The sequence below is a fragment of the Kitasatospora sp. NPDC097605 genome, assembly GCF_040302725.1.
Classification (GTDB): domain Bacteria; phylum Actinomycetota; class Actinomycetes; order Streptomycetales; family Streptomycetaceae; genus Kitasatospora.
Window position 1 is genome coordinate 271,200 of sequence record NZ_JBEOSF010000006.1, and the last position, 23,330, is coordinate 294,529.

Sequence of the window (23,330 nt, forward strand, 5' to 3'; positions counted from 1 at the left end):
CAGGGGGTGGTCCACCCAGCCTCGCCGACTCCCCGTGCCGGTGGGGCAAGTCGGCATATCATGAGAGGTTCAGACCAATCCGGATGGCGCCGGGGCGGCCCGGCTCCGGGCACGCCGAAGACCCGACGGTCGCGGTGATCCGTCGGGTCGGTGCAGGTGGGTGCGGGGCGGCGGTGCGTCCCGAGGCCGGCCGGCCTCTCAGCCGCGGCCGCGCCCGCCGAAGAGCCCGCGCCGCAGCCGGCGCAGCGGCGCCAGCAGCCTGACCCGCGCGTGGCGGCGCGGCGGCGCGGTCGGGGCGCCGACACCGCGCGGCGTCAGCTCCCTTATCAACCCGAGCGCCTCGGCGGTGTCCACCGCCGGGAGTGCGGGCGCGCCGAGCACAGCCAGGTGCCGGTCGATCCGGCGGCCGGTCGTGCCGACACCGCACTGGATCGCCGGCACGCGGGGCCGAGTCCGCACTTGCATGTGTTCCATCTGATTTCCCACCCCTACGAGGCGCCAGGGCCGTGAGGCGAAGACTATCCGCGACAGACGGTCTTCGCGCAACCGTCCCGGTGTTCTGCCACCGTACCGTGCGGCGTCAACTGACACCGCACCAGGGGCGGCCCGGGCGGTCACGACTAGGCATCAATGATGGTGCACGACCGGGCGTTCGTCAGCGGGTTCGCCGGGTCGCGCACCCGGCGCCCGCCACGAAGCCGCGCGCCGGGCGCACGCAGTCACCGGACCTTCACTCTCCGTGCCCGCCTGTCACCCCTCGGGAGATCCACTTCCGACTCCAGCTCGGTACGACTATCCGTTTAGGAAGTGAACACAGACGAGGGATTGACGTGGGCCCTGACTCCAAGCAATATCTGTAGCGATCACGCGGGCGCGAGCCGCGCCCATCGCCGTGTTCGACTGATGAAGATTCCGGCTCCCCCGTGCCTACTGCCAGGCCGCCTCGACGCTGCGGCGGCCAGGCTCGGGCGGTGCCCGGACCGGCGGCCGGCCGTAGAGGGTCGGCCGGGCCGCCACCAGGCTGCCGGTGCCGCCCCGCACGGGGTCAGGCACCGGCGGCTCCAGCGTCATGGACCTGCGGATTCCGCCCCGGCGCCGCCTCGGTAGACTCGGCCAGCGTGCCAGTCCTCCTCAGCATCGTGCTCCCGGTCCACGGGGTGGAGCGCTTCCTGCCCCGCTGCCTCGACTCCCTCCTGGCGGACACCCCCTCCACCGAGTCCCGCGTCGAGGTGATCGCGGTCGACGACCGCTCCCCCGACCGCTGCGGCGCGATCCTGGACGAGTACGCGGCCCGCGACCCGCGTCTGCGCGTCCTGCACCTCGCCGAGAACCAGGGCCTCGGCGGAGCCCGCACCGCCGCCCTCCCCGAGACCCGGGGCGACTACGTCTGGTTCGTCGACAGCGACGACTGGGTGCCCGAGGGCACGGTCGCCGCCCTGCTCGACGAGCTCACCGCCGAGACGGAGCGCGCCGGGCGCGGCGAGGCCCCCGCCGACGTGCTGCTGACCGACTTCACCCACGTCTACCCCGACGGCGGCACCGAGCCCAACCCCTGGCGGCACGTGCTGACCGGCTCCCCGCTCGTCGCGGGCTGCACGCTGGCCGAGCACCCCGCGCTGTTCAAGACCGTGATGTCGGTCTGGAACAAGGTGTTCCGCCGGGAGTTCCTGCTCGGTCTCGGCGTCTCCTTCGGCCGCGGCTACTACGAGGACATCTCGGTCACCTACCCGGCGCTGCTCGCCGCCGGGCGGCTGCGCTACCTCGACCGCCCCTGCTACTTCTACCGGCGCGGCCGGGCCGGGGCGATCACCAGCACCGCCTCCGCCAAGCACGCCGACGCCTTCGCGCAGTACGACGCGATCTTCGCGTTCCTGGACCGGCCCGACCGCCCCGGCGAGCCCGTCCCGCAGGCGCTGCGCACCCTGGTCTTCGAGCGGACCGTGCAGCAGGCGCTCACCGTCTACGACACCCCGGGGCTGGTCCCGGCCGGGCTGCGGCCCGGGTTCTTCCGCCGGATCGCCGAGCACTTCGCCCGGCACCGCCCGGTGGGCTACCGCTTCCCCGGGGGCGTGCGCGGGGTGCGGTACCGGCTCGCGGCGCGCGGCGCCCGGCGCGCGTACGGGGAACTGCGCCGGACGGGGCGGCTGCCGCGCGAACTCAAGCGCGGGGCCCGCGCGGTGGCGCCGGCCCTGAAGAAGGGGGTGCGCGGCAGCGCCCGGTTCACCGCGTACAACGCCTTCCGGCGGATGCCGCTCAACCCGGGGCTGGCGGTGTACGCCGCGTACTGGCACCGGGGTTACGCGTGCAGTCCGGCCGCCATCTACGAGAAGGCGAAGGAGCTGGCGCCGGCGATCCACGGTGTCTGGGTGGTGGAGAACCGGACCCAGGCCGCGACGCTACCGGACGGCGTGCCGTACGTCATCGTCAACACCCCGGCCTACCTGAAGACGATGGCCACGGCCAAGTACTTCGTGAACAACGTCAACTTCCCGCGCACGATGGTCAAGCGCCCCGGCACGGTGCACGTCCAGACGCAGCACGGCACGCCGCTCAAGGCGATGGGCATGGACCTCAGGGACCACCCGGTGGCCGCCGACGGGATGGACTTCGACCGGCTCCAGGAGGCCGTCGACCGCTGGGACTTCCTGGTCTCCTCCAACCCGCACACCAGCGAGCACTTCGCCCGCGCCTTCCCCGGCCGCTACGAGATGCTGGACACCGGCTACCCGCGCAACGACCGGCTGGCGAACGCGACGCCGGCCGAGTCGGCGGCGATGCGCGAGCGGTTCGGGCTGGCGCCCGGGCAGACCGCCGTGCTGTACGCGCCCACCCACCGGGAGGCGCGCGGCGGCTACGTACCGCTGCTGGACGTGCGGGAGCTGGCGCGGCAGTTGGGGCCGGGGTTCACGCTGCTGGTGCGCACCCACTACTTCCACACCGGCGGCCCGGGCGACCTGACGGAGCAGGAGGGCGCGGCGCGGATCGTGGACGTGTCGGCGCACCCGACCGTGGAGGACCTCTACCTGGCGGCGGACGTGCTGGTCACGGACTACTCGTCGATGATGTTCGACTACGCCGTGCTGGACCGGCCGGTCGTGATCTTCGCGCCGGACTGGGAGGAGTACAAGCGGGACCGGGGCGTCTACTTCGACCTGTTCGAGCAGCCGCCGGGCGCGCTGACGACGGATCCGCAGGGGCTGGCGAAGGCGCTGCTGGCCGGGGACCCGGAGCCGGCGGCGCGGGCGGCGTTCCGCGAGCGGTTCTGCCCGTGGGACGACGGCGGGGCCGCCGAGCGGGTGGTCCGCCGGGTGTTCCCGACCACCGGCTGAGGCGGCTGAGGCGGCCACGGCCGGGCGCGCGACGACCGCCGGCGCGGGCGGCGACGGGCCCCGGGGCGCTCCCCGGGGCCCGTTCGCGTCGCGTCAGCCCTGGCGCGCGGCCAGGAACTCGTCGAAGGTCAGCTCGCCGTCGTGGTTGGTGTCCATCGTCTTGATGACGGCCTCGGCCACGGCGATCGAGGTGGTCAGGTCGCCGAGCTCGCGCGCGACCAGAGCGTACTCGGCGGCGGTGATCCGGCCGTCGCCGTTCACGTCGTACTTGTCGAACGCCGCGCGGATGTCGTTGACGTCTGCCATGGAGCCCTCCCTGGGACTGTTCAGATGCTGATGTGTAATTCCGACGGCCGTACCCTACCGGGCCGTGGTGAGCGCCACGGCCGGCGGGAGTGGACGGCGTCCGGGGTGGGTGTCGTAGTCTGCGGTTCTGATCCCGGCCCGGCCGGGCGAACCGAACGCCGCTCGTCGTAACCCCAGGCCCGGGCACCTCTCGGGCGTGCTCGTCCAGGGAGGGACCATGCTCGATCTCGTCACCAGGCTGGTGCTGAAACCGCTCGCCCGGGGGATCTGGCGGCCCACCATCGAGGGCATCGAGAACGTGCCGCGCAAGGGCGGCGTCATCCTGGCCAGCAATCACCTCTCGTTCATCGACAGCGTGGTGATCCCGCTCACCGCCCCGCGCCGGGTGCACTTCCTGGCCAAGGCCGAGTACTTCACCGGCAGCGGGCTCAAGGGAGCGCTGTCGCGCGGCTTCTTCCAGGGGATCGGCGCGGTGCCGGTCGAGCGCGGCACCTACCGCTCCGCGCAGGCCTCGCTGGAGCGGGCGCTGGAGATCCTGGAGGACGGCAAGGCCTTCGGCATCTACCCCGAGGGCACCCGCTCGCTGGACGGCCGGCTCTACCGCGGCAAGACCGGCGTGGCCTGGCTGGCCCTGACCGCCGGCGTCCCGGTGGTGCCGGTGGCGCTGGAGGGGCCGGAGGGGATCCTGCCGGTCGGCAAGCGGCTGCCGCGGCTCAAGAAGGTGACGGTCCGTTTCGGCGAGCCGCTGCACTTCGACGAGCTGCACGGGCAGGCCCGTTCGCTCAAGGCCCGCCGCCAGGTCACCGACGAGGTGATGGCGGGGATCCAGCGGCTCTCCGGCCAGGAGGTCGTGGAGACGTACAACGAGGTCCCCAAGGCCGCCTGAGCCCCGGGTCCGGCGGGACCCCGCGCGACCCCGCGCGACCCCGCCGGCGTCAGGGCGCGACGGCCGCCACCGGGGACTCCCGGCGCAGCAGCGCGGCGTAGCGGCCGTCCGCCGCCAGCAGCTCCTCGTGGGTGCCGAGTTCGGCGACCTCGCCGCGATCCAGCACGGCGATCTGGTCGGCCCCGCGCACGGTGGAGAGCCGGTGCGCGACGGTGATGGTGGTCCGGCCCGCGGCGAGGGTGTCGATGGCCTCCTGGACGGCGCGTTCGGTGCTGTTGTCCAGCGCGCTGGTGGCCTCGTCGAGGATCAGTACCGGCGGGTTGCGCAGGATGGTGCGGGCGAGCGCGAGGCGCTGCTTCTCCCCTCCCGAGAAGCGGTAGCCGCGCTCGCCGACCAGGGTGTCGTAGCCGTCCGGCAGGGCGGCGACGGTGTCGTGGATCCGCGCGGCCCGGGCGGCGGCGACCAGTTCGTCGTCGGTGGCGTCCGGCTTGGCGAAGCGCAGGTTGTCGGCGACCGAGGCGTGGAAGAGGTAGGTCTCCTGGGAGACCACGCCCACCGCGCGGGCGAGGGTGTCGAAGGACAGCTCGCGCACGTCGACCCCGTCGAGGGTGACCCGGCCGCCGGTGACGTCGTAGAGCCGGGGCACCAGGTAGCTGAGCGTGGTCTTCCCGGAGCCGGTCTCGCCAACCACCGCGAGCGAGCCGCCGGCCGGGATCCGCAGGTCCACCCCGGCCAGGGTGGGCCGCTCCTGCGCGGGGTCGTAGCGGAAGTCGACGCCCTCGAAGCGGACCTCGCCGCGGACGGTATCCAGGGTGACGGGGCGCTCGGGCTCGTCGATCTCCACGGTCAGGTCGAGGTACTCGAAGATCCGCTGGAAGAGCGCGAGCGAGGTCTGCACCTGGACGCCGGTGGCGAGCAGGCTGACGGTCGGGCGGAACAGGCCCTGCTGGAGCGAGACGAAGGCGACCAGGGTGCCGACGGAGACGATCGGGGCGCCGCCGGCCGCGGTCATGCCGGCCGCCCAGTAGATCACCGCGGGCATCGCGGCCATCACGATCTGGATGGTGTTCATCCGCCAGCGGCCGGCCATCGAGGCGCGCACCTCCAGCTCGGCGAGCCGGTCGGACTGGCCGGTGAACTCGCGGGAGAGCGACGCGGAGCGGCCCATCGTGCGGCCGAGCAGGATGCCGCTGACCGAGAGCGACTCCTGCACCGCCGAGCTCATCGCGGCGAGCTGCTTCTGCCGCTCACCGGTGATCTTCTTGCGCTCGTTGCCGACCCGGCGGCTGATCCAGACGAACAGCGGCAGGAGCAGCAGCGAGACCACGGTCAGCCGCCAGTCCAGCGCCGCCATGGCGACCACCGAGGCGACCACGGCGGTGAAGTTGGAGACCAGGGAGGTGGCGGTGGAGGTCACCGTGGACTGCATGCCGCCGATGTCGTTGGCGATCCGGGACTGCACCTCGCCGGTGCGGGTTCGGGTGAAGAACGCCAGCGACATCCGCTGCAGGTGGCGGTAGACGGCGGTGCGCAGGTCGTGCATGACCCGCTGGCCGACGGTGGTGGAGATCAGCGTCTGCAGCACGCTGAAGACGCTGTTGACCACGGCGGTGCCGACCATGCCGAGCACCAGGACGGTCAGCAGTCCGGTGCGGCCCTGCGGGATGGCGGTGTCCAGGACGGCGCGCAGCAGGAACGGTGTGGTCACCGAGACCACGGCGGAGGCGGCGACCAGCAGGCCGACGACGGCGAGGCGGCCGGAGTAGGGGCGGAAGAGCGCGAGGATGCGGCGCCACTGGGTCGGCGGGCGCGGGTCGTCCTCGGCGCGGGCGGGCGGGGTCCACTGGATGCCTTCGGGGCGCACGGGCTGGCAGCCTCCCTCGGACGGCCGGGCGGGCGCGGCACCGCTGGGGCGCGCGCCGACGGCGGGTGGGCGGTCGGGCGGCCGCCAGCATAACGAGAGAGGCTCATAGTTAGCAAAGCTAATAGTGAGATGCCCTCCGCGATGGCGGTCCGGCCGCGCCCGACCGCGCCGGCCCTCCGTCCTGGTCTCCCGCCCTCCCGGCGTCCCCGGTCAGGTGGTGCGGTAGGTGCGGGCCGCCTTGGAGGAGACACCGCCGAGCTTCCCGGACGGCAGCACCCGGGCGACCGCCACCGCCAGCTTGTAGCGCCTGCTCGGCACCGAGACCGAACGCCCCCGGGCCAGGTCGCGCATCGCCTCGTCGACCACGCGCTCCGCGGACAGCCAGCCCCAGGACGGGATGTTGTCCGTGCCCATGCCGGCCCGCTGATGGAACTCGGTGCGGGTGAAGCCCGGGCAGAGCGCCATCAGCCGCACCCCGGTGCCGCCGAGGTCGCGCATCACGCCCTGGGTGAAGCTCACCACCCAGGCCTTGCTCGCCCCGTAGGTGCCGCGCGGCAGGAACGCCGCCACCGAGGCCACGTTGACGACCGCGCCGCGCCCGCGCTCGCGCATTCCCGGCAGGGCGGCCGTGGTCAGCCGCAGCACCGCCTCGATGTGCACCTTCAGCATGTCCAGCTCGTCCTGCAGCGGCACGGTGGAGAACGCGCCCCGGTTGCCGAAGCCGGCGTTGTTCACCAGCAGGTCCACCGGGTGCTCGCGGTCGGACAGCCGGGCCTCGACGTCGGCGATGCCCCGGTCGGTGGCGAGGTCGGCGCCGAGCACCTCCACCTCCACGCCGAACCTCCCCCGCAGGTCCGCGGCGGAACGTTCCAGCCGCTCGGTGTCCCGGGCCACCAGGACGAGCCGGTAGCCGCTCCGCGCGAACCGGCGGGCGAACGCGGCTCCGATGCCGGCGGTCGCGCCGGTGATCAAGGCAGTGGTCATGCAGCGACCGTACCTACTCCCGGGTATCCGCGACAGCCCGGCCGTGCCGCTGCGCCCTTGCGCGGTGCCTCATCGTGACGACGGTGACGGAGCGTGCAGGGGTGGCGCCGGTGGGTTCGTGCTCGTATCGTCGATCGAGGGGGCATCGCCGGACCAGGCGGTGGAACTTCGATGAGGAGGCACTCAGATGCTTGCTCAGACCACCCGTACGACGCGGGCCCCGCTCGCCACCCGGGCCGAGATCGACGCGCTCGGTACGTTGATCACGGAGGACGAGGCGGCCGTCAGCGACGCGCCCACGTACCAGCCCGAAGCCGCAGGCCTGCTCCTGCTCCTCGGACTCCTCCTGCTGTCGCCGCACAAGCAGCCCAAGGAGAAGACCCGGTAGACCCGGTTGATCCGGTCGGACCCGGTCGAACCCTCGGCCGGGTCAACGGCCCGACCGGGGGCCCCGACCGACCGGCCGACCGGACCCGAAGGTCCTGAGCACGCTCCAGACAGGAGAATCCCACTCCATGCCGTTCGCCGACACCACGCTCCGCGACGAGTACGCGGCGGCCGTCGAGCGAGTGGCGGGCCGGGTCCTCGACGCCCTCCGGGGTGCCGCGGGCCCGGCCGCGCCCACCCGCCCGTCCGCCCCGGGCGCCACCCGGCCCGACCGCCCGGCGCCCCCGACGCCCGACCCCCTCCTGGACGAAGGCCCCCTCTCCAAGGCCTCGCTGGCGGCGGTGCGGGTCCTGGGGCCCGACCTCTTCGCCGCCCCGCTGCTCGCCGGCCTCCCCCTCGACGGGCCGACCGCCGACGCCGCCGCCGAGGCCGTCGAAGCCTTCCCGATGACCGAGACCTCCCCCGCGACCGGCTCCGCCGCCGGGCACCCGTCCCCGTCGGACGCCGCGCTCGCCAACGCCTGGCGCGACCGGGCCACCGCACGGCTCGTCGAACTGGCGGGCCGCCCCGCCCCGGCGACCGGCCCCGAGCCGGCGTGGCCCCCGGAGCCGACGGCGGGCGACTGGCCGCGCTGGACCGTGGCGATGGCCCGGCTCTCCGCGCTCGCCCTCCCCCGGCTCGACGGCCCCGTGCACGAGCTGGCCCGGCGCCACTCGCTGACCGTGGCGCGCGGCGTCACCCGCTCCATGCTCCGCCGCGACTACCGCACCGCCGCCCGGCTCGCCCGCTGGCTGGCCTGGAACGAGGCGAACGGCGGACCGGCGCACCTCGAACTCGGCCCCGTGCTGGACCGGATCCGGGCGGTCGGCGACGGCAGCACCCGCATGTGGCTCGAACTCGCCGTCGCCGAACGGCTGTCGGACGCCGGCGAGGCGTCCGGCGGGACGCCAACGGGGACCACGGACCGGACCGCTCCCCAGCACCCGGGCGACTCCCAGGACGGAGCGGCGGCATGACGGACAGTCAGATCATCGCCATCGCCCAGCAGGTCGGCTCGAAGTCGCTGCGCTGGCTGCACTCCTTCTACGAGAGCGGCCTCGGCGGCTTCGAGGAGGACGTCACCACCGACCTCGCCAACCCCAACGAGATCTACAAACCGCTCGGCGAAGTCGCCCTGGCCACCGGCCTGCTGCTGCGCGAGGGGGTCGCCGGCGCCGACGACACCCGGATCGCCCGCCAGATCATCGACCTCGCCTGGGCCGAACTGCGCGAGGGCGACCTGCTGTACGACCGGCAGCTGCGCTACCCGCTGATGACCGACCCGCTGGAGGTCTACGTCCACTTCGCGCGGGCCGGCTACCGCCACCGCCCGCTGGAGGAACAGCTGGCGACGCTGAACCGGCTGCGCTCCGTACGGGCCGCCGAGCAACTCCCCAGCCGCCGCCTGGCCTCGGCCAACGGCCGGCGGGTGATCGGCCTGGACCAGCTGGAGGACTGGGACGAACTGGCCGCCACCACCTGGCTGGGCGCCACGCCCGAGCCGTGGCTGATCGACTGGCTCACCGCCTACTACGTCACGCACTCCGTCTTCCACCTCACCGACTGGGGCGCCCGCCCCGAGTGCCTGCCCCCGCACATCCGCGACTACCTGCGCGACTGGCTGCCGGCCTGGCTCGACGTGTGGCAGGAGGTCGGCCACTGGGACCTCGTGGGCGAACTGCTCATCGTCGCCGCCTGCATCGGCGAACTCGGGCAGGGCACCACGGGCTGGGCCGCGCTGGCGGCCGCCCAGCAGCCGGACGGGCTCCTGCCCAAGGACGCCAACACGGCGACCGAGGGCGACCCCGCCCAGCTGCTCACCGACCACGGGCACACCGCGGTGGTCGCCGTGGTCGCCGCCACCACCACGCTGGCCCGCGCGCTCGGCGGCACGACCGGGGCGGCCGCGGGCGCGCCGGCGGTGGCGGTCGGAGCGCCGCCGGAGAGCTAGGTGGACCCCCGGGGCGGACCCGCGTGGGAGGACGACGGCCCTTGGGGCGAAAGGGAGTTGGCCGACCTGGTCCGGTCCGCCGGGCCGGGCGCCAGCGCCGTGACGCTCGCCGTGGCGAGGGGCGAGCGGCAGGCGGTGCGGTGCGCCGGCCGGGTGGATCACGCCGGCGGCGAACCCTGCACGCCCGACACCGTCTTCGAACTCGGCTCCATCACCAAGACGTTCACCGCCCTGCTGCTCGCCGACCTGGCCGCGCGGGGCGAACTCGCCCTCGACGACCCGGTGGAGCGCCACCTCCCGGACGGCTGGCAGCCCGCCGACGTCCGACGCGGCGGGCCGATCCGGCTGCTGCACCTGGCCACCCACACCTCCGGGCTGCCGAGGCTGCCGCCGGGGCTGGTGAGCAGCGCCGTCCCGGCCTGGGGCAGCAATCCGTACGCCGCGTACGGCGAACGGCGGCTGCGGGCGGGCCTGGCCCGGACCACCGTGCGGCACCGGCCGGGCGAGCGGTTCGGGTACTCCAACTTCGGGGTCGGGCTGCTCGGGCGGCTGCTCACCGAGGCGGGTCGCGGCGCCGGCTACCCGGAACTGCTCGCGGAGCGGATCTGCCGGCCGCTCGGGCTGCGCGCCACCACCTGCTCGCCCGACTCGCCGCACCGGGCGATCGGCCACCGGCACGGACGTCCCCTGCCGCCGTGGCGCATCCCCGGGCTTCCGGGCGCGGGCGCCGTCCGGTCCAGCGGCGCGGACCTGCTCCGCTTCCTGGGCGCGCATCTGCGGCCGGGCGAGGGCGGGTCGGCGGACGGCGCCCTGGGGGAAGCCCTGCGGGAGGTGCAACGGCCGCGGCTGAGGCTGCCGCGCTCGGGCGACCAGCTCTGCCTGGTCTGGAACCACCGGCGCACCCCGGACGGCCGCGACCTGCTCTTCCACTCCGGCGGCACCCGCGGCTGCACCACACTCATCGCGTTCTGCCCGCAGACCGCCACCGCCCTCGCCGCCCTCTGCAACACCGGCCCGAGCCGGCGGGACAACTTCGCGCAGGCGGCCTACGACGTGTTCAAGCGGTTCGCGGCTGCGGCGGACGCGGAGCGAGGGCGGGGCGGCTGACACCTGACAGATGACAGCTGACGGATATTGAAATCTGTCAGCTGTCATCTGTTATCTGATATCTGTCAGTTGTCAGCTGTCATCTGTCAGCCGGACTTCGTCAGTGCCGCTCGGAGCGGGCGGCCGTGTCGGCGGCGCCGCCCGCACCGACCGCGCGCAGGCGGGTGGCGGCGGTCGCGGCGAACTGGGGCGCGAGGCGGGCCACGTCACGGGAGCCGACCAGGGCGATCAGGGACGGCAGGGCCCAGCGGATCGGCTGCATACCGCGCAGCCAGGCCTGGGCGTAGACGTGGGCGGAGCGCCGGGCGATGCCGGCGACCAGGCGGTCCACCGCCGGCTCCAGCGGGTAGGTCTTGTTCGCCGGCCACGGCAGCCGGGAGCGCATCTGCTTGAGCACGGTGTCCTCGTCCGCCCCGCGCACCATGTCGGTGTCGGTCCAACTCAGGTATCCCACACCGACCTTCACGCCCTCGTGGGCCACCTCGGCGCGGATCGCGTGGGCGAACGCCTCGACCCCGGACTTGCTCGCGCAGTAGGCGCTCATCAGCGGCGCCGGGGTGAGCGCGGCCAGCGAGGCGATCTGCAGCAGGTAGCCGCGGCTCTCGGTGAGCACCGGGAGGAAGGCCCGGGCGGTGGCCACGCTGCCGAGCAGGTTCACCTCGATCACCCGGCTGAACGCCCGGTGGTCGTTCTGCAGCAGCGGGCCGCCGATCGCGATGCCCGCGTTGGCGACCACGGTGTCGACCCGGCCGTAGTGCTCCTTGATCCGCCCGGCGAGCACGGTGAGCGCCTCGACGTCGGTGACGTCCGCCTCCCAGGCGGTGGCGTCCGGGCCGCACTGGGCGGCGACGGCCTTCAGCTCGTCCGGCTCCAGGCCGACCAGCGCGACCTTGGCACCGCGGCGGGCGAGGGCGCGGGCCAGGGAGGCCCCGACGCCGCGCGCGGCTCCGGTGACGACGGCGACCTGGGCGGAGAGCGGCGGGGTGGCGGTCATGCGACGGCGGTCCTCTCGGGGTCGGTGCTGGTCGTGGCGTCGATGCTGGTCGCGGCGTCGGTGCTGGTCGCGGCGTCGGCGGCGGCCTCGGCCCCGTCGGCGCGGGTGCCCGGCAGGTGGGCGGCCGCCATCCGGTCGATCTCGGCGGCGATCTCGGCCGGCCGCTCCAGGGGCGCCATGTGGCCGACGCCGGGCAGCAGGAGCAGCCCCTGCGGGTCGGCCAGCGCCGCGACCATCCGGTGCGCGTGCACCGGCGGGGTGAGCCGGTCCTCGGCGCCGACCACGACGGAGGTCGGCGCGGCGAGCCGGGCCAGCCCCGCGCGGACGTCCAACCGCTCCAGCACCCGGGCCCAGTTGGCCCGGACGCCGGTCGGGCAGGCGTGCACGATCCGCACCGCCGCCTCGATCCGCTCGGCGGGCGCGCCGGCCCCCATGATCGCGTATCCGAGCGCGGCCCGGGTGGCCGGACCGACCGGCCCGAGCGGCAGCCGGGAGCGCAGGATCCGCCGGTGCAGGAAGCGCCGAACCCCCCGGGAGCGCACCACCCCCGGGACCACGCGCAACTCCTCAACCAGGCCCGACGGTCCGGTGGACACCAGAACGGCGGCCGCCGTGCGCTCGGCGACCTCGGGGCGGACGGCACCCGCCATGACGGTCATACCACCCATGCTGTGGCCGGCCAGCACGGCGCGCTCGCCCTGCGGGACGACCCGGGTGAGCACCGCCGCGAGGTCCTCGCCCAGCGCGCGGGTGGAGTAGCGCACCCGGCTCGGCGGGATCTCGCTGCGGCCGTGGCCGCGCTGGTCGTAGGCCACCACCCGGTACCGGTCGGCGAGCCGGCGGATCACCGGCGCCCAGAACCGGGTCGAGCAGGTCCAGCCGTGGGCGAGCACGATCGTCGGGGCTCCGGGCTGTCCGTGGACCTCGACGTGCAGCCTGGTCCCGTCGGCCGACACGACGTCCAACTCCTCGGCGGGAACGGGCTGGAGGAAGTCGGCGGGGATCGACGGGCGGCTCATACCAGGACCTCCCCGGCCTCGGCGGTGGTGACGGGACGGCCCGGGCGGCCCTCCCGGCGCAGGATCAGTTCGTATTCGGCGAGGTCGACCTTCCGGGTGGCGCGGCGGAAGGAGGTGGTCGACCCCGGCCAGAGCACGGTGTTCTTGCCGCTCCTGTCCAGGTACCAGCTGCGGCAGCCGCCGGTGGTCCAGACGGTGCGGTCCATCCGGTGCTGGAGTTCGAGGTTCCAGCGGCGCTGCGCCCGGGCGGTGGGCTGCATGGCGGTCGCGCCGATCTCGTCGAGCTTGGTCAACGCGTCGATCACGTAGTTGAGTTGGGACTCGATCATCAGGATCATCGAGCTGTTGCCGAGGCCGGTGTTGGGGCCGATGACGAAGAAGAAGTTCGGGAAGCCGTGCACGGTGGAGCCGCGCAGTGCCTCCATGCCCTCCTTCCACTCCTCGGCGAAGCTGGTGCCGTTGACCCCGAACACCCGGGATCCCATCGGCATGTCGGTGACGTGGAAGCCGGTGCCGAAGACGATCGCGTCCGCCTCGTGCTCGCTGCCGTCGGCGCCGACCAGGGTCGATCCGCGCACCTCGCGCAGACCGCCGGACACCACCTCGGTGTTGGCGGCGGCGAGCGCCGGGTAGTAGGTGTTGCTGAGCAGGATGCGCTTGCAGCCGATCCGGTAGTCCGGGGTGAGCCGGGCGCGCAGGGCCGGGTCGGCGACGCCGTCCGCGAGGTGCCGCTCGGCGATCCGCTGGACCACCTTGAGCAGGCCCGGCCGCCGGACGAAGGCGTCGACCTGGAGCTCGCGCAGTGCGAACAAAGCGCTGCGGCGGACCTTCGCGGTGAACGGGAACCGGCCGTGCAGCCGCTTCTCCAGCTCGGTGATGGTCCGGTCGCGGCGCGGCAGGACCCAGGCCGGGGTGCGCTGGAAGACCGTCAGCCTCCCCACCCGCGGCTGGATCGCCGGGATGATCTGGGCGGCGGAGGCCCCGGTGCCGACCATCGCGACGCGCTTGCCTGCGAGGTCGAAGTCGTGGTCCCAGCGGGAGGAGTGGAACACCTGGCCGGGGAAGGAGTCCAGGCCGGGCAGGTTGGGGATCTGCGGGTCGGCGAGCGGTCCGGCGGCGGCGACGACGGCGTCGGCGGTCCACCGGCCGGCCGTGGTGGTGATCCGCCAGTGGGTCCGCTCGACGTCCCAACGGGCCTCGACGACCTCGGTGTTGAGCCGCACGTGGGGGCGGAGCCCGAAGACGTCGGTGACCTTCTCCAGGTAGGCGCGGATGTCAGGCTGGCCGGAGAAGCTGCGCGGCCAGTCCGGGTTGGGGGCGAAGGAGAAGGAGTAGAGGTGCGAGGGGACGTCGCAGGCGCAGCCGGGGTAGCTGTTGTCGCGCCAGGTGCCGCCGACCGAGTCGGCGCGTTCCAGGATGACGAAGTCGGTGATGCCGGCGCGGCGCAGCCGGACGCCCGCGCCGAGGCCGCCGAAACCGGAGCCGATGACGGCGACCCGGACGTGCGGGACGGGCCGTTCCGGGGCCGACTGCGCCTGCGCGGGCTGTTCCTGGGCGGGCTCCTGCGCGGGCTCCTGGGCGGACTGCCCGTCGGACGCGGCCTGGTCGGGGACGGTCGCGGCGGCGCCGGCTTCGGCGTCGGACGCGCGGGGGCGGGGGCGCTTGCTGCTGGATGCCATGCGGCGTCCTCCTGGAGGGGTGGGGGCCGTGGGGCGCGCGTCGCCGCTGCTCGGAGCGGCGCGGTGCGGATCACACCAACCGTGCCAGCAATCACTGGCACGGTTGGCAGGTTAGCCCTTGTTGACAGTTGATGGAAGAAGCCCGACCGACCCGATCGGACGAGCACCGGTCCTATGCTGAGCGCCGTGGACAAGGTCGAAGCCGCCGGCGAGGGCAGACATCGCGAGTTCCGGGTGGAGGAACTGGCCGAAGCGGCCGGCATCACCACCCGCACCCTGCGCTTCTACCGCGAGCGGAAGCTGCTCCAGCCACCCCGCAAGGAGGGCCGGATCGCCTGGTACGGCGAGGCCCACCTGGCCCGGCTGCGGATGATCGCCGAACTGCTGGAACGCGGCCACACGCTGGGCGGCATCGCCGAGCTGATCGGCGCCGGCGAGAGCGGGCGGGACGTCGCCGAGCTGATCGGCCTGGAGGCGGCGATCGTCGCGCCGTGGTCCGACGAGACGCCCGTCCACGTCGACTGGGAGGAGCTGAAGGCCGCCCTCGGCGACGAGCTCACCGAGGAGAACACCGCCGAGTCCATCGCCCAGGGCTTCATCACGATCGAGGAGGACGGGATCACCCATGTCAGCCGGCGGCTGATGGACGCCACCACGGCGCTGGTCGCGGAGGGCGTGCCGCTCTCGGTGGTCCTGGAGGCCAGCCGGCAGACCCTGGAGCACGTGACGGCGATCGCCGAGATCTTCACCTCCCTGGTGCGCGACCACCTGCTCGGCGCGCTCGCCGCCGACGGCCCGCTGCCGCCCGGCGAGGCCGCCCGGCTGACCGAACAGGTCCTGCGGATCCGCCCCCTCGCACGGACGGTCACCGACGCCCAGTTCGCGCTGGCGATGGACCGCCGGGTGCACGCCGAGTACGACGAACTGCTCCGCCAGCGCATGGAGCAGCACGAGGACGACTGACAGCTGACAGCTGACGAAATCTGTCAGCTGAAATCTGTCATCTGTCAGCTGTCACGCGGCCCGCAGGCGTAACGATCCGCGCCACCGGGCAGGGAACGGGACGCCTCGCCGTCTGCCCGTCTGCCCGTCTGCCTCCGGAACGGAGTCGCCCGATGCCCGATGCCGTCCCCGCCCTTCCCCTCCCCGCGACCCCGACCCCGGCCCCGACCCCGACCCCGGCCCCGACCCGCCGCCGGCTGCTCGCGCTGACCGCCGGGCTCGCCTCCGGGCTCGCGCTCACCGCCTGCGGGTCCGGCGGCCCGGCGAAGGCGGGCGGGGCGAGCGCCCAGGACGGCCGCGTCGTACGGCACGCGCGCGGCGAGAGCACCGTTCCGGCACGCGCCGGCCGGGTCGTCGTCCTGGACACCGACGCCCTGGACTCCGCCGTCACCCTGGGCATCACGCCCGTCGGCGCCACCACCGTCGCCGCCGGCGCGCCGCTCTCCGCCTACCTCCCCGCCGAACGCCTGGCCGGCGTCAAGACCGTCGGCACCATCGGCTCGCCCGACCTGGAGGCCGTCGCCGCCCTCCGCCCGGACGTCATCCTCGGCAACCAGGTCCGCGACGACAAGCGCTACGACGAGCTCTCCAAGATCGCGCCGACCGTGCTGAGCAAGACCACCGGCCCCGCCTGGAAGGAGAACGTCCGCCTCCACGCCGAGGCCCTCGGCCGCCGGAGCGAGGCGGCGGCGGCCGAGCAGGCGTACCGGGCGAAGCTCGCCGAACTGGTCACCGCGCTCGGCGGCAAGGAGAAGGCGGCCGCCCTCAAGGTCGAGATGGCCCGTTTCCTGGCCGGCGCGCCCACCCGCCTCTACCTCAACGACACCTTCATCGGCTCCGTCCTCACCGACCTCGGCGTCGGCCGCCCCGCCAACCAGGACAAGCCCGGCTTCTCGATCGAGATCAGCCCCGAGCAGGTCGACCAGGCCGCCGCCGACGTCATCTTCTACTCGGTCTACGGCGATGTGACCAAGTCCGACCAGCCGAAGATCGTCAGCGGCACGCTCTGGCAGAGCCTCGACGCCGTCCGCGACGGCAAGGTCCACCAGGTCGACGACAACCTCTGGATGCTCGGAATCGGTTACACCGGCGCCGGTCTGATCCTCGACCAGATCCACCACCACCTCGTCGGCTGACGGCGACCCGGCCCCGGCCCTACCATCCGATCATGATCGAAGGTAAGTCAGTACGACTGCGCGCCATGCGCGCCGAGGACGCGAAGCACCAGCTCCGGTGGCGCAACGACCCCGAGGTGGTCCGGCTGGCGGCGGCCGGGGATCCGCGCTTCGGCCCGACCACCGCCGAGGCGCTGGCGGAGCGGTTCGAACGGATACTGCGCCTCGACCCGCGCGAGGCCGGCATGCTGACCGTCGAGGAGACGTCCGGCGGCCGCCCGATCGGTCTGGTCGACTACCGGGGCCTCGACCCCTACGAGGGCGTCGCCGAGGTCGGGGTCGCCATCGGCGAGCGGAAGTTCTGGGACCGCGGCTACGGCTCCGAGGCCCTCGGCCTGCTGGTGGACCACCTGTTCGGCGCCTTCCCGCTGCACCGGATCGAACTGGACACCTGGAGCGGCAACCCCCGCGCCGCCCGCGCGTTCACCCGGCTCGGCTTCCGCGAGGAGGGCCGCCGCCGCGCCGCCGTACTGGTGGCCGGCGTCCGCTACGACCGCCTGCTGTTCGGCATGCTCCGCGACGAGTGGGAGGAACGCCGCCGCCCCGCACCCGACAGCGGTCACGACACCCCCGACGACGACCGCCCCGCCGGACCGTCCGACACGCCGCCCACCACCCCCGACGCCTCCGACACGCCCGCCGCACCCCCGGCGCGTCGTGACCGCGGCGCCGAGAGCGCCTCCCGGGCGGCCTCCGACGTCGGCTGGGGCTCCGTGAGCACGATCCTCGCCGTCGGATAGCGAACAGCTTCCTACGGCTTCCGGAGCAGGACGTCGGATCTGCCGACTTCCCACTCCGTACCTGCGATTGGAACCGCTTCGCGTCCGGATCCCCCGTCAGGCGGTCCGGAGGCGGCGGCCTCGGCGGCGAACTCGGCGGGCAGGGCGGGGCCGGCGCAGGCGTGGTCGATCAGGCGGCCGCGGTAGGTGTGGTTCGGCAGGTGGGGTGCCAGTTCGACGAGTTCGCGCAGGGCGTCGGGGGCACCCGTGAGGCGGGCGCGGTAGGCGGCGTCGGCGGCGCGGAGGGTGGGGTCGGCCGGTTCGTGCTCCAGCGCCCGGGCGGTGAGGCGGACGGCGGTGGCGAAGTCGCCCTGATCGGCGCGGATGTCGGCGAGGTCGAGGTACAGGGACCAGTTGGCCGGGTCCAGGGCGAGGGCGCGCTCGAAGGCCGCCGCGGTCCGCTCGGGATCCCCCAGGGAGCGCCAGGTGCCCGCCCGCACGACCTCCGTCAGCATGGTCCGCTCGATCGCGTCGGCCCGGTCGCAGAGGGCGAGCGACGCGTCGGTGCGACCGCAGGCCCACAGGAAGATCGCCATCCTGGCCATCGCCTCCGGCACCGGCTCGCGGGCGCACACCGCGTCGATGGCCCGGAGCCACGGACGGAGCGCCCCGCGCGTGCGGTCGGTGTCCAGGGCGTGGCCGTGGTCCGTCGTCCGCAGGGCGGCCTCGGCCAGCGCGGCCGCGCTCACCGTTCCCAGGAAACGCGCGTCGTTGAACCGCGGGGCTTCGGCCCAGGCGATCGTGGGCCGCGCGCCGGTGACCGCGTACGACCGCGCGAGCACCGTCCCCGGGGAGCCGGCGTCCCGCAGGAGTTCGGCCAGGTCCGTCCGCCGCTCCTCCCACAGTTCGGCGAGGACCGCGTAGGGCTCGGGATCGTGGGGCGCGGCATCCGCCCGGAAGCGAGCCCCCCGGGGCGGGAAAGGCGGGGTCGGGAGGGGGTCGCAGGGGTGCGGCATTCGGCGGGAGGATGGCGGGCATGACGAGGCGTGACTACGAGGACGACCCCGGGGCTCCGGCGGCCAACAGTCTGGTGCCGGCGGCCTCGGTCGTCGTGGTCGACGAGGTGACGGGGCGGGTGCTGTTGCAGCGGCGCACGGACAACGGGATGTGGGCGCTGCCCGGGGGGACGATGGAGCTGGGGGAGTCGATCGGGGAGTGCGGGGTGCGGGAGACGTGGGAGGAGACCGGGATCGAGGTCGTCGTCACCGGGATCGTCGGCACGTACACCGATCCGCGTCACGTCATGGCGTACGACGACGGGGAGGTGCGCCAGGAGTTCTCGATCTGCCTGCTGGGGCGACCGGTCGGGGGTGTGCTGCGGACGTCCGACGAGTCGTACGAGGTCGGGTGGTTCACGCCGGAGGAGACGGACGGGCTGCCGATGGTGGCGGGCGTGCGCAAGCGGCTCACGGACTGGCGCGGCGGCGGCGGGCCGGTGGTCCGGTGAGCGCGGGGTTCGCGCTCCGGGTGCTGACGCCCGGCGATCCCGCCGACTGGCCGCTGTGGCGGGAGGCCCGGCTGGCGGCGCTGGCGGACGCGCCGCACGCGTTCAAGGTGCGGTTGGCGGACTGGTCCGCGGGCGGCGAGGAGGTGTGGCGGGCGCGGTTCGCGCGGGTGGACGCCGTGCACGTGCTGGCCGTGGCGGCGGACGGGCGGCCGGTCGGGATGGCGGGCGGGGTGCCCGGGGACGGGGTGAGCGAGCTGCGGTCGGTGTGGGTGGGGCCGGCGGCGCGGGGCCAAGGGGTCGGGGACCGGCTGCTCGCCGCCGTCGAGGCGTGGGCGCGGGGGCGGGGCAGCGCGGCGCTGCGGCTCGCCGTGCTGCCGGGCAACACGGCGGCCGTCGCGCTGTACCGGCGGCACGGGTTCGCCGACACCGGTGACGCCCACGACGCGAGCGGAGCGACCGAGCGGGTGATGGTCAAGCGGCTCACGGCGTGAGCGGCCCGGCCGCGTCGAACGCCGCCCGCAGGCGGGCGAGCAGGGCGCGTGCGGCGGGGCGGGCCGGGCCGGTGGTGGGCCAGGCGAGGGCGACCCGGCCGCGCGGCTCGGGTGCGACCAGGCGGCGCACGCGCACGCCGAGGGCGTCGGCGGCGCCGGGTGCCGGTCGCGGCAGGACGGCGACGCCGAGGCCGCGGGCGGCGAGGTCGGCGAGCAGCGGCGGGGTGGACGCCTCGAAGGCGACGCGCGGCCGCACGCCCGCCTCGGCGCAAGCCCGTTCGAGCGCGCCGCGCACTCCGGTGCCGGGCGGCAGGCCGATCAGCGGGTGGTCGGCGAGGGCCGCGACCGGCAGGGGGCCGGGGTCGGCGGCGAGCGGGTGGCCGGGGGCGATCGCGGCGACGAGCGGCAGGTCGACGACCAGGTGGACGTCGAGGCCGGGCGGCGGTTCGGCGCTCTCCAGGCCGACCAGCGCGAGGTCGAGTTCGCCGCGCCGCAGGGCGGTGAGCATCCGTTCCGAGGTCGATTCGCGCAGCGAGATCTCCACCCCGGGGTGCTCGGCGTGGAAGTCGGCGAGCAGCCCGGCGAGGTCCGGCACCCGAGCGGCGCCGGGCCCGCCCGGGACGCCCGCCCCGCCCGGGACGCCCGCCACCATGCCGATCGCCACCTGACCCGTCAGCAGTCCGGCGTACGCGTGGGCGCTCTGCCGTACGCCCTCGACGGCGGCGAGCGCCGCCCGCGCGTACGGCAGCACGGCCGCCCCCGCCTCCGTCAGGGCGACCGCGCGTCCGGTACGGTCGAGCAGCCGCTGGCCCAACTCGCGCTCCAATTGGCGGATCTGCGCGCTGATCCCGGGTTGCGCGAGGTGCAGGCGCTCGGCCGCCCGGGTGAATCCGCCCTCCTCGACCACCGCCACCAGGTACCGCAACTGCCGAAGCTCCATAACCCGGGATTCTAGAGGCCAGAAGAACCCGCTCTTGGACTTATGACCGCCTCGTCCCGCAGCCTGGTGATCATGAAGAACGCCCACTCGTACGACACCTCCGCGCTGCGCGCCGCGATCGCCGCCGAGCGCGGCGAACTCGCCGACCTCCTGGACGGCTTGTCCACCGAGCAGTGGAACTCGCCTTCGCTTTGCGCGGGTTGGCGGGTGCGCGAGGTGGCGGCGCACCTGAGCATGGGATTTCGCCACCGGATCCCGCGGATCGCCGTCGAGCTGGTCCGCTCGGGCGGCAGCCTGCACCGGACGACCGACCGCTTCGCCCGCCGCGACGCCACCGCGCTCACCGGGGCCCAACTCGCCGACGCGCTGCGGGACAACGCGCACCATCCGTGGACGCCGCCGGTCGGCGGCCTCGCCGCGGCGCTGGGGCACGACGTCGTACACGGCCTGGACATCACGGTCGCCCTCGGCCTCGACCGCCGGGTGCCCGCCGAGCGGCTGCGTCCACTGCTGGCCGGCGTCACGCCGCGCACCCTGCGGTTCTTCGGGGCCCGCCTGGACGGCGTCGGACTGCGGGCCACCGACCTCGACTGGTCGTACCCGAGCGGCGGACGGACGGTCGCCCGACCGGCGCAGGAGCTCCTGCTCCTCGTCTACGGCCGCCGTGTTCCCGGGGTCGACATCTGACCGGAAGCGTCCGATTCACGGTCAACCAGGGGTAAAGTCAGCGGGCATGGTCGAATCGACGGTTCCGATCCTGCCCTGTCAGGCCCTCCCACCGGTGCTCGAGTTCTACACCGCGCTCGGCTTCGAGGTGACGCTCCATCAGCGGAGCCCCAACCCGTACGCCGTGGTCCAGCGCGGCTCCATCCAGCTGCACTTCTTCGGCATGAAGCAGTACGACCCGGCCGCCTCCTACAGCACCTGCCTGGTGCGCACGGACGACGTGGACGCGCTGCACGCCGCGTTCCGGGAGGGCCTGCGCTCCGCCTACGGGCGGGTGCCGACCCGCGGCCTTCCCCGGATCGGCCCGGTCGGCGACACCTCGCACGGCGTACGGCAGTTCCTGGTGACCGACCCCGGCGGCAACTGCCTGCGGATCGGCCAGCCGATCCGCGCCGACCAGCGGCACCGCCCCTCCCCCGAGGAGCCGTTCGCGAAGGCGCTGCACCACGCGGCGCTGTTCGCCGACTCCAAGGAGGACCCGGCCGCGGCCGCCCGGGTGCTGGACCGCGCGCTGGCCCTGCCGGACGGGCCGCCCGCGCCGGTGCTGCTGTTCCGCATCCTCGCACTGCGCGCCGACCTGGCGCACCGCCTCGCGGACGGGGCGAGCGCCACGGCGTTCACCCGGCGGGCCGAGCAGGTCGCGGCCGAACTCACGGCGGAGGAAAGGGAGTCGGTCGGCGACGACCTCAAGCGGCTCGCGGACGTCCTGCTCTGACCCGTCGTCAGTCGGCGGGCATCCGCACCCGAGGGTCCTTGAGCAGCGCGAACGGCGCGCACGGCACGAACAGTGCGCCGGCGCGCTGCTCAAGGACCCTGCGGGCGGTCAGGAGGTCCAGTCGCGGACGCAGAGCACCAGGCGGTAGCCGTCCGGGTCGGCCACGGTGACGCCGTACTCGTCCCAGTACGGGTTGTGGGCCGGCACGCGCGTGCCCCCGGCGTCCTCCAGGCGCCGTACCAGCGCCTCGTCCACGGGGGCGCCGAGGTAGACGACGAAGAGGTCGTCGACGGTGGGCGCGGGCTCGACGGGGTGGTCGGGGTCGCGGGTGAGCTCGAAGTGCCAGCCGCCGCCGGGCGGGCCGACCATCAGGAGGTCGTGCTCGCCGGGGACCCGCTCGGTGCTGCGCCACAGCACGGTGAGGCCGAGGCCGTCGACGTAGAAGCGCTCGGCGGCGGCGAGGTCCCGGGAGGGGCGCGCGAGGCGGACGTGGGTGGTGGAGTCGATCACGGGCGCCGAGCCTACCCGGCGCGCTCCGGCCCGTCCCCCGATCGGAGAAGCCGGCCGGACCGGGGCCGAACGGGGCCAGGCCGAGGCCGGACCGGCCGTCAGAGCCGGCGCAGCCGCTCCTCGTCTCCGGTGCGCGGGCAGGTGATGCAGGCCCGGTCGGGCTCGATCGCGTAGTAGAGGCAGCAGCCGAGGCGGGTCCGGGTGTGGTGGGTGCGCCCGTCCTCACCGCGCAGTGGCCGGAAGTCGGCGGCTCCGGGGAGCGGGTCGGTGCGACCCGGCAGGACGGCCGTCGCGGCGGCGACCGCGGCGTCCTCCTGGGCGCTGCCCGGGCCCGGGGCGCACGCGTCGAGCCGCTTGCCGAGGTACCAGATGGCCGAGGCGAGGTCGTCGGTGACCATGCCCCAGAGCGCGCGGGTGCCGCGCCGGGTGGGGGTGGCGAAGGCGGCGAGCAGCGGTTCGGCGTGGGCGACGACGGCGGCGCGCAGCTCGGCTCGCAGCTCGTCCTCACCGGGGAGCGTGACATAGGCGCCCGGGCGGAGCGCGAGGTCGCCGGTGGGGGCGTGCAACCAGAGGTTCGCGCCGTCGATCGAGGGGACGCGCCTGGTCAGCCACCAGGGTCCGGCGATCAGCGCGCAGAGCGACCAGAGGTAGTGGTGCAGCAGCCGGGAGGCGGCGACGTGCGGGCGGGGGGCGGTGCCGTGCGCGGCGGCGACCGGGGCGATCCGGGCGGCCTCGCCGGCCAGCGCCTGCGCCAACGCGTCCGGATCGCTCGCCAGTTCGTCGGCGGAGTACCAGCCGTCCGCCCGGTCGGGGGCGGTTTCGTCCGCAGCGAGCAGCCGTACCCGGAGCACCGGACAGAGGTCCAGCAGTCGCCGGTAGTCGGCGTCCAGCACGTTCGCGGGAGACGGCACGACGGGCACGGCGGCGGGCAGGGGACCACCCGTGAAGATCATCGGCACTCCCGAGATCGCGTTAGGTGAGGCTCACCTTATAGGCAGTC

25 protein-coding genes are annotated in these 23,330 nt (G+C 74.4%); 13 read left to right on the forward strand and 12 right to left on the reverse strand.

Going from position 1 to position 23,330, the window contains the following annotated elements; all coding sequences use genetic code 11:
- Positions 1-198: 198 nt before the first annotated feature.
- Positions 199-474, reverse strand: a complete 276-nt coding sequence (locus ABTX81_RS10085; protein ID WP_350542760.1) for a hypothetical protein — start codon at positions 472-474, stop codon at positions 199-201.
- 453 nt (positions 475-927) lie between these two features.
- A complete protein-coding gene (locus ABTX81_RS10090) occupies positions 928-1,053 on the reverse strand; it encodes a hypothetical protein (RefSeq protein ID WP_350542761.1) in 126 nt (41 codons plus the stop codon).
- Positions 1,054-1,118: 65 nt separating this feature from the next.
- Here ABTX81_RS10090 and ABTX81_RS10095 point away from each other — a divergent pair, with 65 nt between their 5' ends.
- On the forward strand, positions 1,119-3,329 hold the full coding sequence (locus tag ABTX81_RS10095; protein ID WP_350542762.1) for a bifunctional glycosyltransferase/CDP-glycerol:glycerophosphate glycerophosphotransferase: 2,211 nt from the start codon (positions 1,119-1,121) through the stop codon (positions 3,327-3,329).
- Positions 3,330-3,422: 93 nt separating this feature from the next.
- On the opposite strand, the gene ABTX81_RS10100 is transcribed toward ABTX81_RS10095, so the two are convergent.
- Positions 3,423-3,635, reverse strand: a complete 213-nt coding sequence (locus ABTX81_RS10100; RefSeq protein WP_350542763.1) for an EF-hand domain-containing protein — start codon at positions 3,633-3,635, stop codon at positions 3,423-3,425.
- Positions 3,636-3,852: 217 nt separating this feature from the next.
- Between ABTX81_RS10100 and ABTX81_RS10105 the strand changes: the two genes are divergently transcribed.
- The gene (locus ABTX81_RS10105; RefSeq protein WP_350542764.1) at positions 3,853-4,521 is read left to right on the forward strand and encodes a lysophospholipid acyltransferase family protein; all 669 of its coding nucleotides are present in this window, start codon (positions 3,853-3,855) and stop codon (positions 4,519-4,521) included.
- 49 nt (positions 4,522-4,570) lie between these two features.
- On the opposite strand, the gene ABTX81_RS10110 is transcribed toward ABTX81_RS10105, so the two are convergent.
- Both ABTX81_RS10110 and ABTX81_RS10115 read right to left on the reverse strand, forming a co-directional pair.
- Positions 4,571-6,385: an ABC transporter ATP-binding protein gene (locus tag ABTX81_RS10110; protein ID WP_350542765.1), complete on the reverse strand. Its 1,815-nt coding sequence runs from the start codon at positions 6,383-6,385 to the stop codon at positions 4,571-4,573.
- A 210-nt stretch (positions 6,386-6,595) separates the two neighbouring features.
- Positions 6,596-7,369 (reverse strand): SDR family NAD(P)-dependent oxidoreductase, encoded by a 774-nt coding sequence (locus ABTX81_RS10115; RefSeq protein ID WP_350542766.1) that lies wholly within the window; start codon positions 7,367-7,369, stop codon positions 6,596-6,598.
- Between the two features lie 187 nt (positions 7,370-7,556).
- Here ABTX81_RS10115 and ABTX81_RS10120 point away from each other — a divergent pair, with 187 nt between their 5' ends.
- From ABTX81_RS10120 to ABTX81_RS10135, 4 genes are all read left to right on the forward strand, one after another.
- Complete coding sequence (locus tag ABTX81_RS10120; RefSeq protein ID WP_350542767.1) at positions 7,557-7,757, forward strand: hypothetical protein; 201 nt, start codon at positions 7,557-7,559, stop codon at positions 7,755-7,757.
- Between the two features lie 127 nt (positions 7,758-7,884).
- On the forward strand, positions 7,885-8,772 hold the full coding sequence (locus ABTX81_RS10125) for a hypothetical protein (RefSeq protein ID WP_350542768.1): 888 nt from the start codon (positions 7,885-7,887) through the stop codon (positions 8,770-8,772).
- Positions 8,769-9,746, forward strand: a complete 978-nt coding sequence (locus ABTX81_RS10130) for a DUF6895 family protein (RefSeq protein ID WP_350542769.1) — start codon at positions 8,769-8,771, stop codon at positions 9,744-9,746. The genes ABTX81_RS10125 and ABTX81_RS10130 overlap by 4 nt, the downstream gene beginning before the upstream one ends.
- 57 nt (positions 9,747-9,803) lie before the next feature.
- Positions 9,804-10,853, forward strand: a complete 1,050-nt coding sequence (locus ABTX81_RS10135; protein ID WP_350542770.1) for a serine hydrolase domain-containing protein — start codon at positions 9,804-9,806, stop codon at positions 10,851-10,853.
- A gap of 100 nt (positions 10,854-10,953) precedes the next feature.
- Here ABTX81_RS10135 and ABTX81_RS10140 read toward each other — a convergent pair whose 3' ends face one another.
- Genes ABTX81_RS10140 through ABTX81_RS10150 form a run of 3 tightly spaced genes read right to left on the reverse strand, consistent with a single transcriptional unit; the run spans position 10,954 to position 14,545 of the window.
- The gene (locus ABTX81_RS10140) at positions 10,954-11,847 is read right to left on the reverse strand and encodes an SDR family oxidoreductase (protein ID WP_350542771.1); all 894 of its coding nucleotides are present in this window, start codon (positions 11,845-11,847) and stop codon (positions 10,954-10,956) included.
- Positions 11,844-12,866, reverse strand: a complete 1,023-nt coding sequence (locus tag ABTX81_RS10145) for an alpha/beta fold hydrolase (protein ID WP_350542772.1) — start codon at positions 12,864-12,866, stop codon at positions 11,844-11,846. Before ABTX81_RS10145 ends, ABTX81_RS10140 begins: the two co-directional genes overlap by 4 nt.
- On the reverse strand, positions 12,863-14,545 hold the full coding sequence (locus ABTX81_RS10150) for a flavin-containing monooxygenase (protein WP_350542773.1): 1,683 nt from the start codon (positions 14,543-14,545) through the stop codon (positions 12,863-12,865). Before ABTX81_RS10150 ends, ABTX81_RS10145 begins: the two co-directional genes overlap by 4 nt.
- 186 nt (positions 14,546-14,731) lie before the next feature.
- Here ABTX81_RS10150 and ABTX81_RS10155 point away from each other — a divergent pair, with 186 nt between their 5' ends.
- The 3 genes from ABTX81_RS10155 to ABTX81_RS10165 all read left to right on the forward strand — a co-directional run bounded on the left by ABTX81_RS10155 (position 14,732) and on the right by ABTX81_RS10165 (position 17,462).
- Positions 14,732-15,508 (forward strand): MerR family transcriptional regulator, encoded by a 777-nt coding sequence (locus ABTX81_RS10155; RefSeq protein WP_350542774.1) that lies wholly within the window; start codon positions 14,732-14,734, stop codon positions 15,506-15,508.
- Positions 15,509-15,660: 152 nt separating this feature from the next.
- Positions 15,661-16,683 (forward strand): ABC transporter substrate-binding protein, encoded by a 1,023-nt coding sequence (locus ABTX81_RS10160; protein WP_350542775.1) that lies wholly within the window; start codon positions 15,661-15,663, stop codon positions 16,681-16,683.
- A gap of 32 nt (positions 16,684-16,715) precedes the next feature.
- Complete coding sequence (locus tag ABTX81_RS10165) at positions 16,716-17,462, forward strand: GNAT family N-acetyltransferase (protein WP_350542776.1); 747 nt, start codon at positions 16,716-16,718, stop codon at positions 17,460-17,462.
- Positions 17,463-17,473: 11 nt separating this feature from the next.
- Here ABTX81_RS10165 and ABTX81_RS10170 read toward each other — a convergent pair whose 3' ends face one another.
- Positions 17,474-18,457 (reverse strand): tetratricopeptide repeat protein, encoded by a 984-nt coding sequence (locus ABTX81_RS10170; protein ID WP_350542777.1) that lies wholly within the window; start codon positions 18,455-18,457, stop codon positions 17,474-17,476.
- A 20-nt stretch (positions 18,458-18,477) separates the two neighbouring features.
- Here ABTX81_RS10170 and ABTX81_RS10175 point away from each other — a divergent pair, with 20 nt between their 5' ends.
- Both ABTX81_RS10175 and ABTX81_RS10180 read left to right on the forward strand, forming a co-directional pair.
- Positions 18,478-18,948 carry an NUDIX domain-containing protein gene (locus ABTX81_RS10175; RefSeq protein WP_350542778.1) on the forward strand — a complete coding sequence of 157 codons (471 nt, stop codon included), beginning with the start codon at positions 18,478-18,480 and terminating at the stop codon, positions 18,946-18,948.
- On the forward strand, positions 18,945-19,439 hold the full coding sequence (locus ABTX81_RS10180; protein ID WP_350542779.1) for a GNAT family N-acetyltransferase: 495 nt from the start codon (positions 18,945-18,947) through the stop codon (positions 19,437-19,439). Before ABTX81_RS10175 ends, ABTX81_RS10180 begins: the two co-directional genes overlap by 4 nt.
- Here ABTX81_RS10180 and ABTX81_RS10185 read toward each other — a convergent pair.
- A complete protein-coding gene (locus ABTX81_RS10185; RefSeq protein ID WP_350542780.1) occupies positions 19,429-20,379 on the reverse strand; it encodes a LysR family transcriptional regulator in 951 nt (316 codons plus the stop codon). The genes ABTX81_RS10180 and ABTX81_RS10185 overlap by 11 nt on opposite strands.
- Positions 20,380-20,451: 72 nt before the next feature.
- On the opposite strand from ABTX81_RS10185, the gene ABTX81_RS10190 reads away from it, so the two are divergent.
- Together ABTX81_RS10190 and ABTX81_RS10195 are read left to right on the forward strand one after the other, a co-directional pair.
- Complete coding sequence (locus ABTX81_RS10190) at positions 20,452-21,066, forward strand: maleylpyruvate isomerase family mycothiol-dependent enzyme (RefSeq protein ID WP_350542828.1); 615 nt, start codon at positions 20,452-20,454, stop codon at positions 21,064-21,066.
- Positions 21,067-21,112: 46 nt separating this feature from the next.
- On the forward strand, positions 21,113-21,820 hold the full coding sequence (locus ABTX81_RS10195; RefSeq protein WP_350542781.1) for a bleomycin resistance protein: 708 nt from the start codon (positions 21,113-21,115) through the stop codon (positions 21,818-21,820).
- Between the two features lie 108 nt (positions 21,821-21,928).
- Here ABTX81_RS10195 and ABTX81_RS10200 read toward each other — a convergent pair whose 3' ends face one another.
- Positions 21,929-22,330, reverse strand: coding sequence for a VOC family protein (locus ABTX81_RS10200; RefSeq protein ID WP_350542782.1), 402 nt, complete (start codon positions 22,328-22,330; stop codon positions 21,929-21,931).
- Between the two features lie 98 nt (positions 22,331-22,428).
- Positions 22,429-23,283, reverse strand: a complete 855-nt coding sequence (locus ABTX81_RS10205; RefSeq protein WP_350542783.1) for a (2Fe-2S)-binding protein — start codon at positions 23,281-23,283, stop codon at positions 22,429-22,431.
- Positions 23,284-23,330: the final 47 nt, after the last annotated feature.

Excerpts from the sequence above, each read along its gene's own strand:
- ABTX81_RS10085 (WP_350542760.1), bottom strand. The coding sequence starts at position 474 with ATGGAACACATGCAAGTGCGGACTCGGCCCCGCGTGCCGGCGATCCAG.
- ABTX81_RS10100 (WP_350542763.1), bottom strand. The coding sequence starts at position 3,635 with ATGGCAGACGTCAACGACATCCGCGCGGCGTTCGACAAGTACGACGTG.
- ABTX81_RS10105 (WP_350542764.1), top strand. The coding sequence starts at position 3,853 with ATGCTCGATCTCGTCACCAGGCTGGTGCTGAAACCGCTCGCCCGGGGG.
- ABTX81_RS10115 (WP_350542766.1), bottom strand. The coding sequence starts at position 7,369 with ATGACCACTGCCTTGATCACCGGCGCGACCGCCGGCATCGGAGCCGCG.
- ABTX81_RS10120 (WP_350542767.1), top strand. The coding sequence starts at position 7,557 with ATGCTTGCTCAGACCACCCGTACGACGCGGGCCCCGCTCGCCACCCGG.
- ABTX81_RS10125 (WP_350542768.1), top strand. The coding sequence starts at position 7,885 with ATGCCGTTCGCCGACACCACGCTCCGCGACGAGTACGCGGCGGCCGTC.
- ABTX81_RS10130 (WP_350542769.1), top strand. The coding sequence starts at position 8,769 with ATGACGGACAGTCAGATCATCGCCATCGCCCAGCAGGTCGGCTCGAAG.
- ABTX81_RS10140 (WP_350542771.1), bottom strand. The coding sequence starts at position 11,847 with ATGACCGCCACCCCGCCGCTCTCCGCCCAGGTCGCCGTCGTCACCGGA.
- ABTX81_RS10145 (WP_350542772.1), bottom strand. The coding sequence starts at position 12,866 with ATGAGCCGCCCGTCGATCCCCGCCGACTTCCTCCAGCCCGTTCCCGCC.
- ABTX81_RS10150 (WP_350542773.1), bottom strand. The coding sequence starts at position 14,545 with ATGGCATCCAGCAGCAAGCGCCCCCGCCCCCGCGCGTCCGACGCCGAA.
- ABTX81_RS10160 (WP_350542775.1), top strand. The coding sequence starts at position 15,661 with ATGCCCGATGCCGTCCCCGCCCTTCCCCTCCCCGCGACCCCGACCCCG.
- ABTX81_RS10165 (WP_350542776.1), top strand. The coding sequence starts at position 16,716 with ATGATCGAAGGTAAGTCAGTACGACTGCGCGCCATGCGCGCCGAGGAC.
- ABTX81_RS10170 (WP_350542777.1), bottom strand. The coding sequence starts at position 18,457 with ATGCCGCACCCCTGCGACCCCCTCCCGACCCCGCCTTTCCCGCCCCGG.
- ABTX81_RS10175 (WP_350542778.1), top strand. The coding sequence starts at position 18,478 with ATGACGAGGCGTGACTACGAGGACGACCCCGGGGCTCCGGCGGCCAAC.
- ABTX81_RS10185 (WP_350542780.1), bottom strand. The coding sequence starts at position 20,379 with ATGGAGCTTCGGCAGTTGCGGTACCTGGTGGCGGTGGTCGAGGAGGGC.
- ABTX81_RS10190 (WP_350542828.1), top strand. The coding sequence starts at position 20,452 with ATGAAGAACGCCCACTCGTACGACACCTCCGCGCTGCGCGCCGCGATC.
- ABTX81_RS10195 (WP_350542781.1), top strand. The coding sequence starts at position 21,113 with ATGGTCGAATCGACGGTTCCGATCCTGCCCTGTCAGGCCCTCCCACCG.
- ABTX81_RS10205 (WP_350542783.1), bottom strand. The coding sequence starts at position 23,283 with ATGATCTTCACGGGTGGTCCCCTGCCCGCCGCCGTGCCCGTCGTGCCG.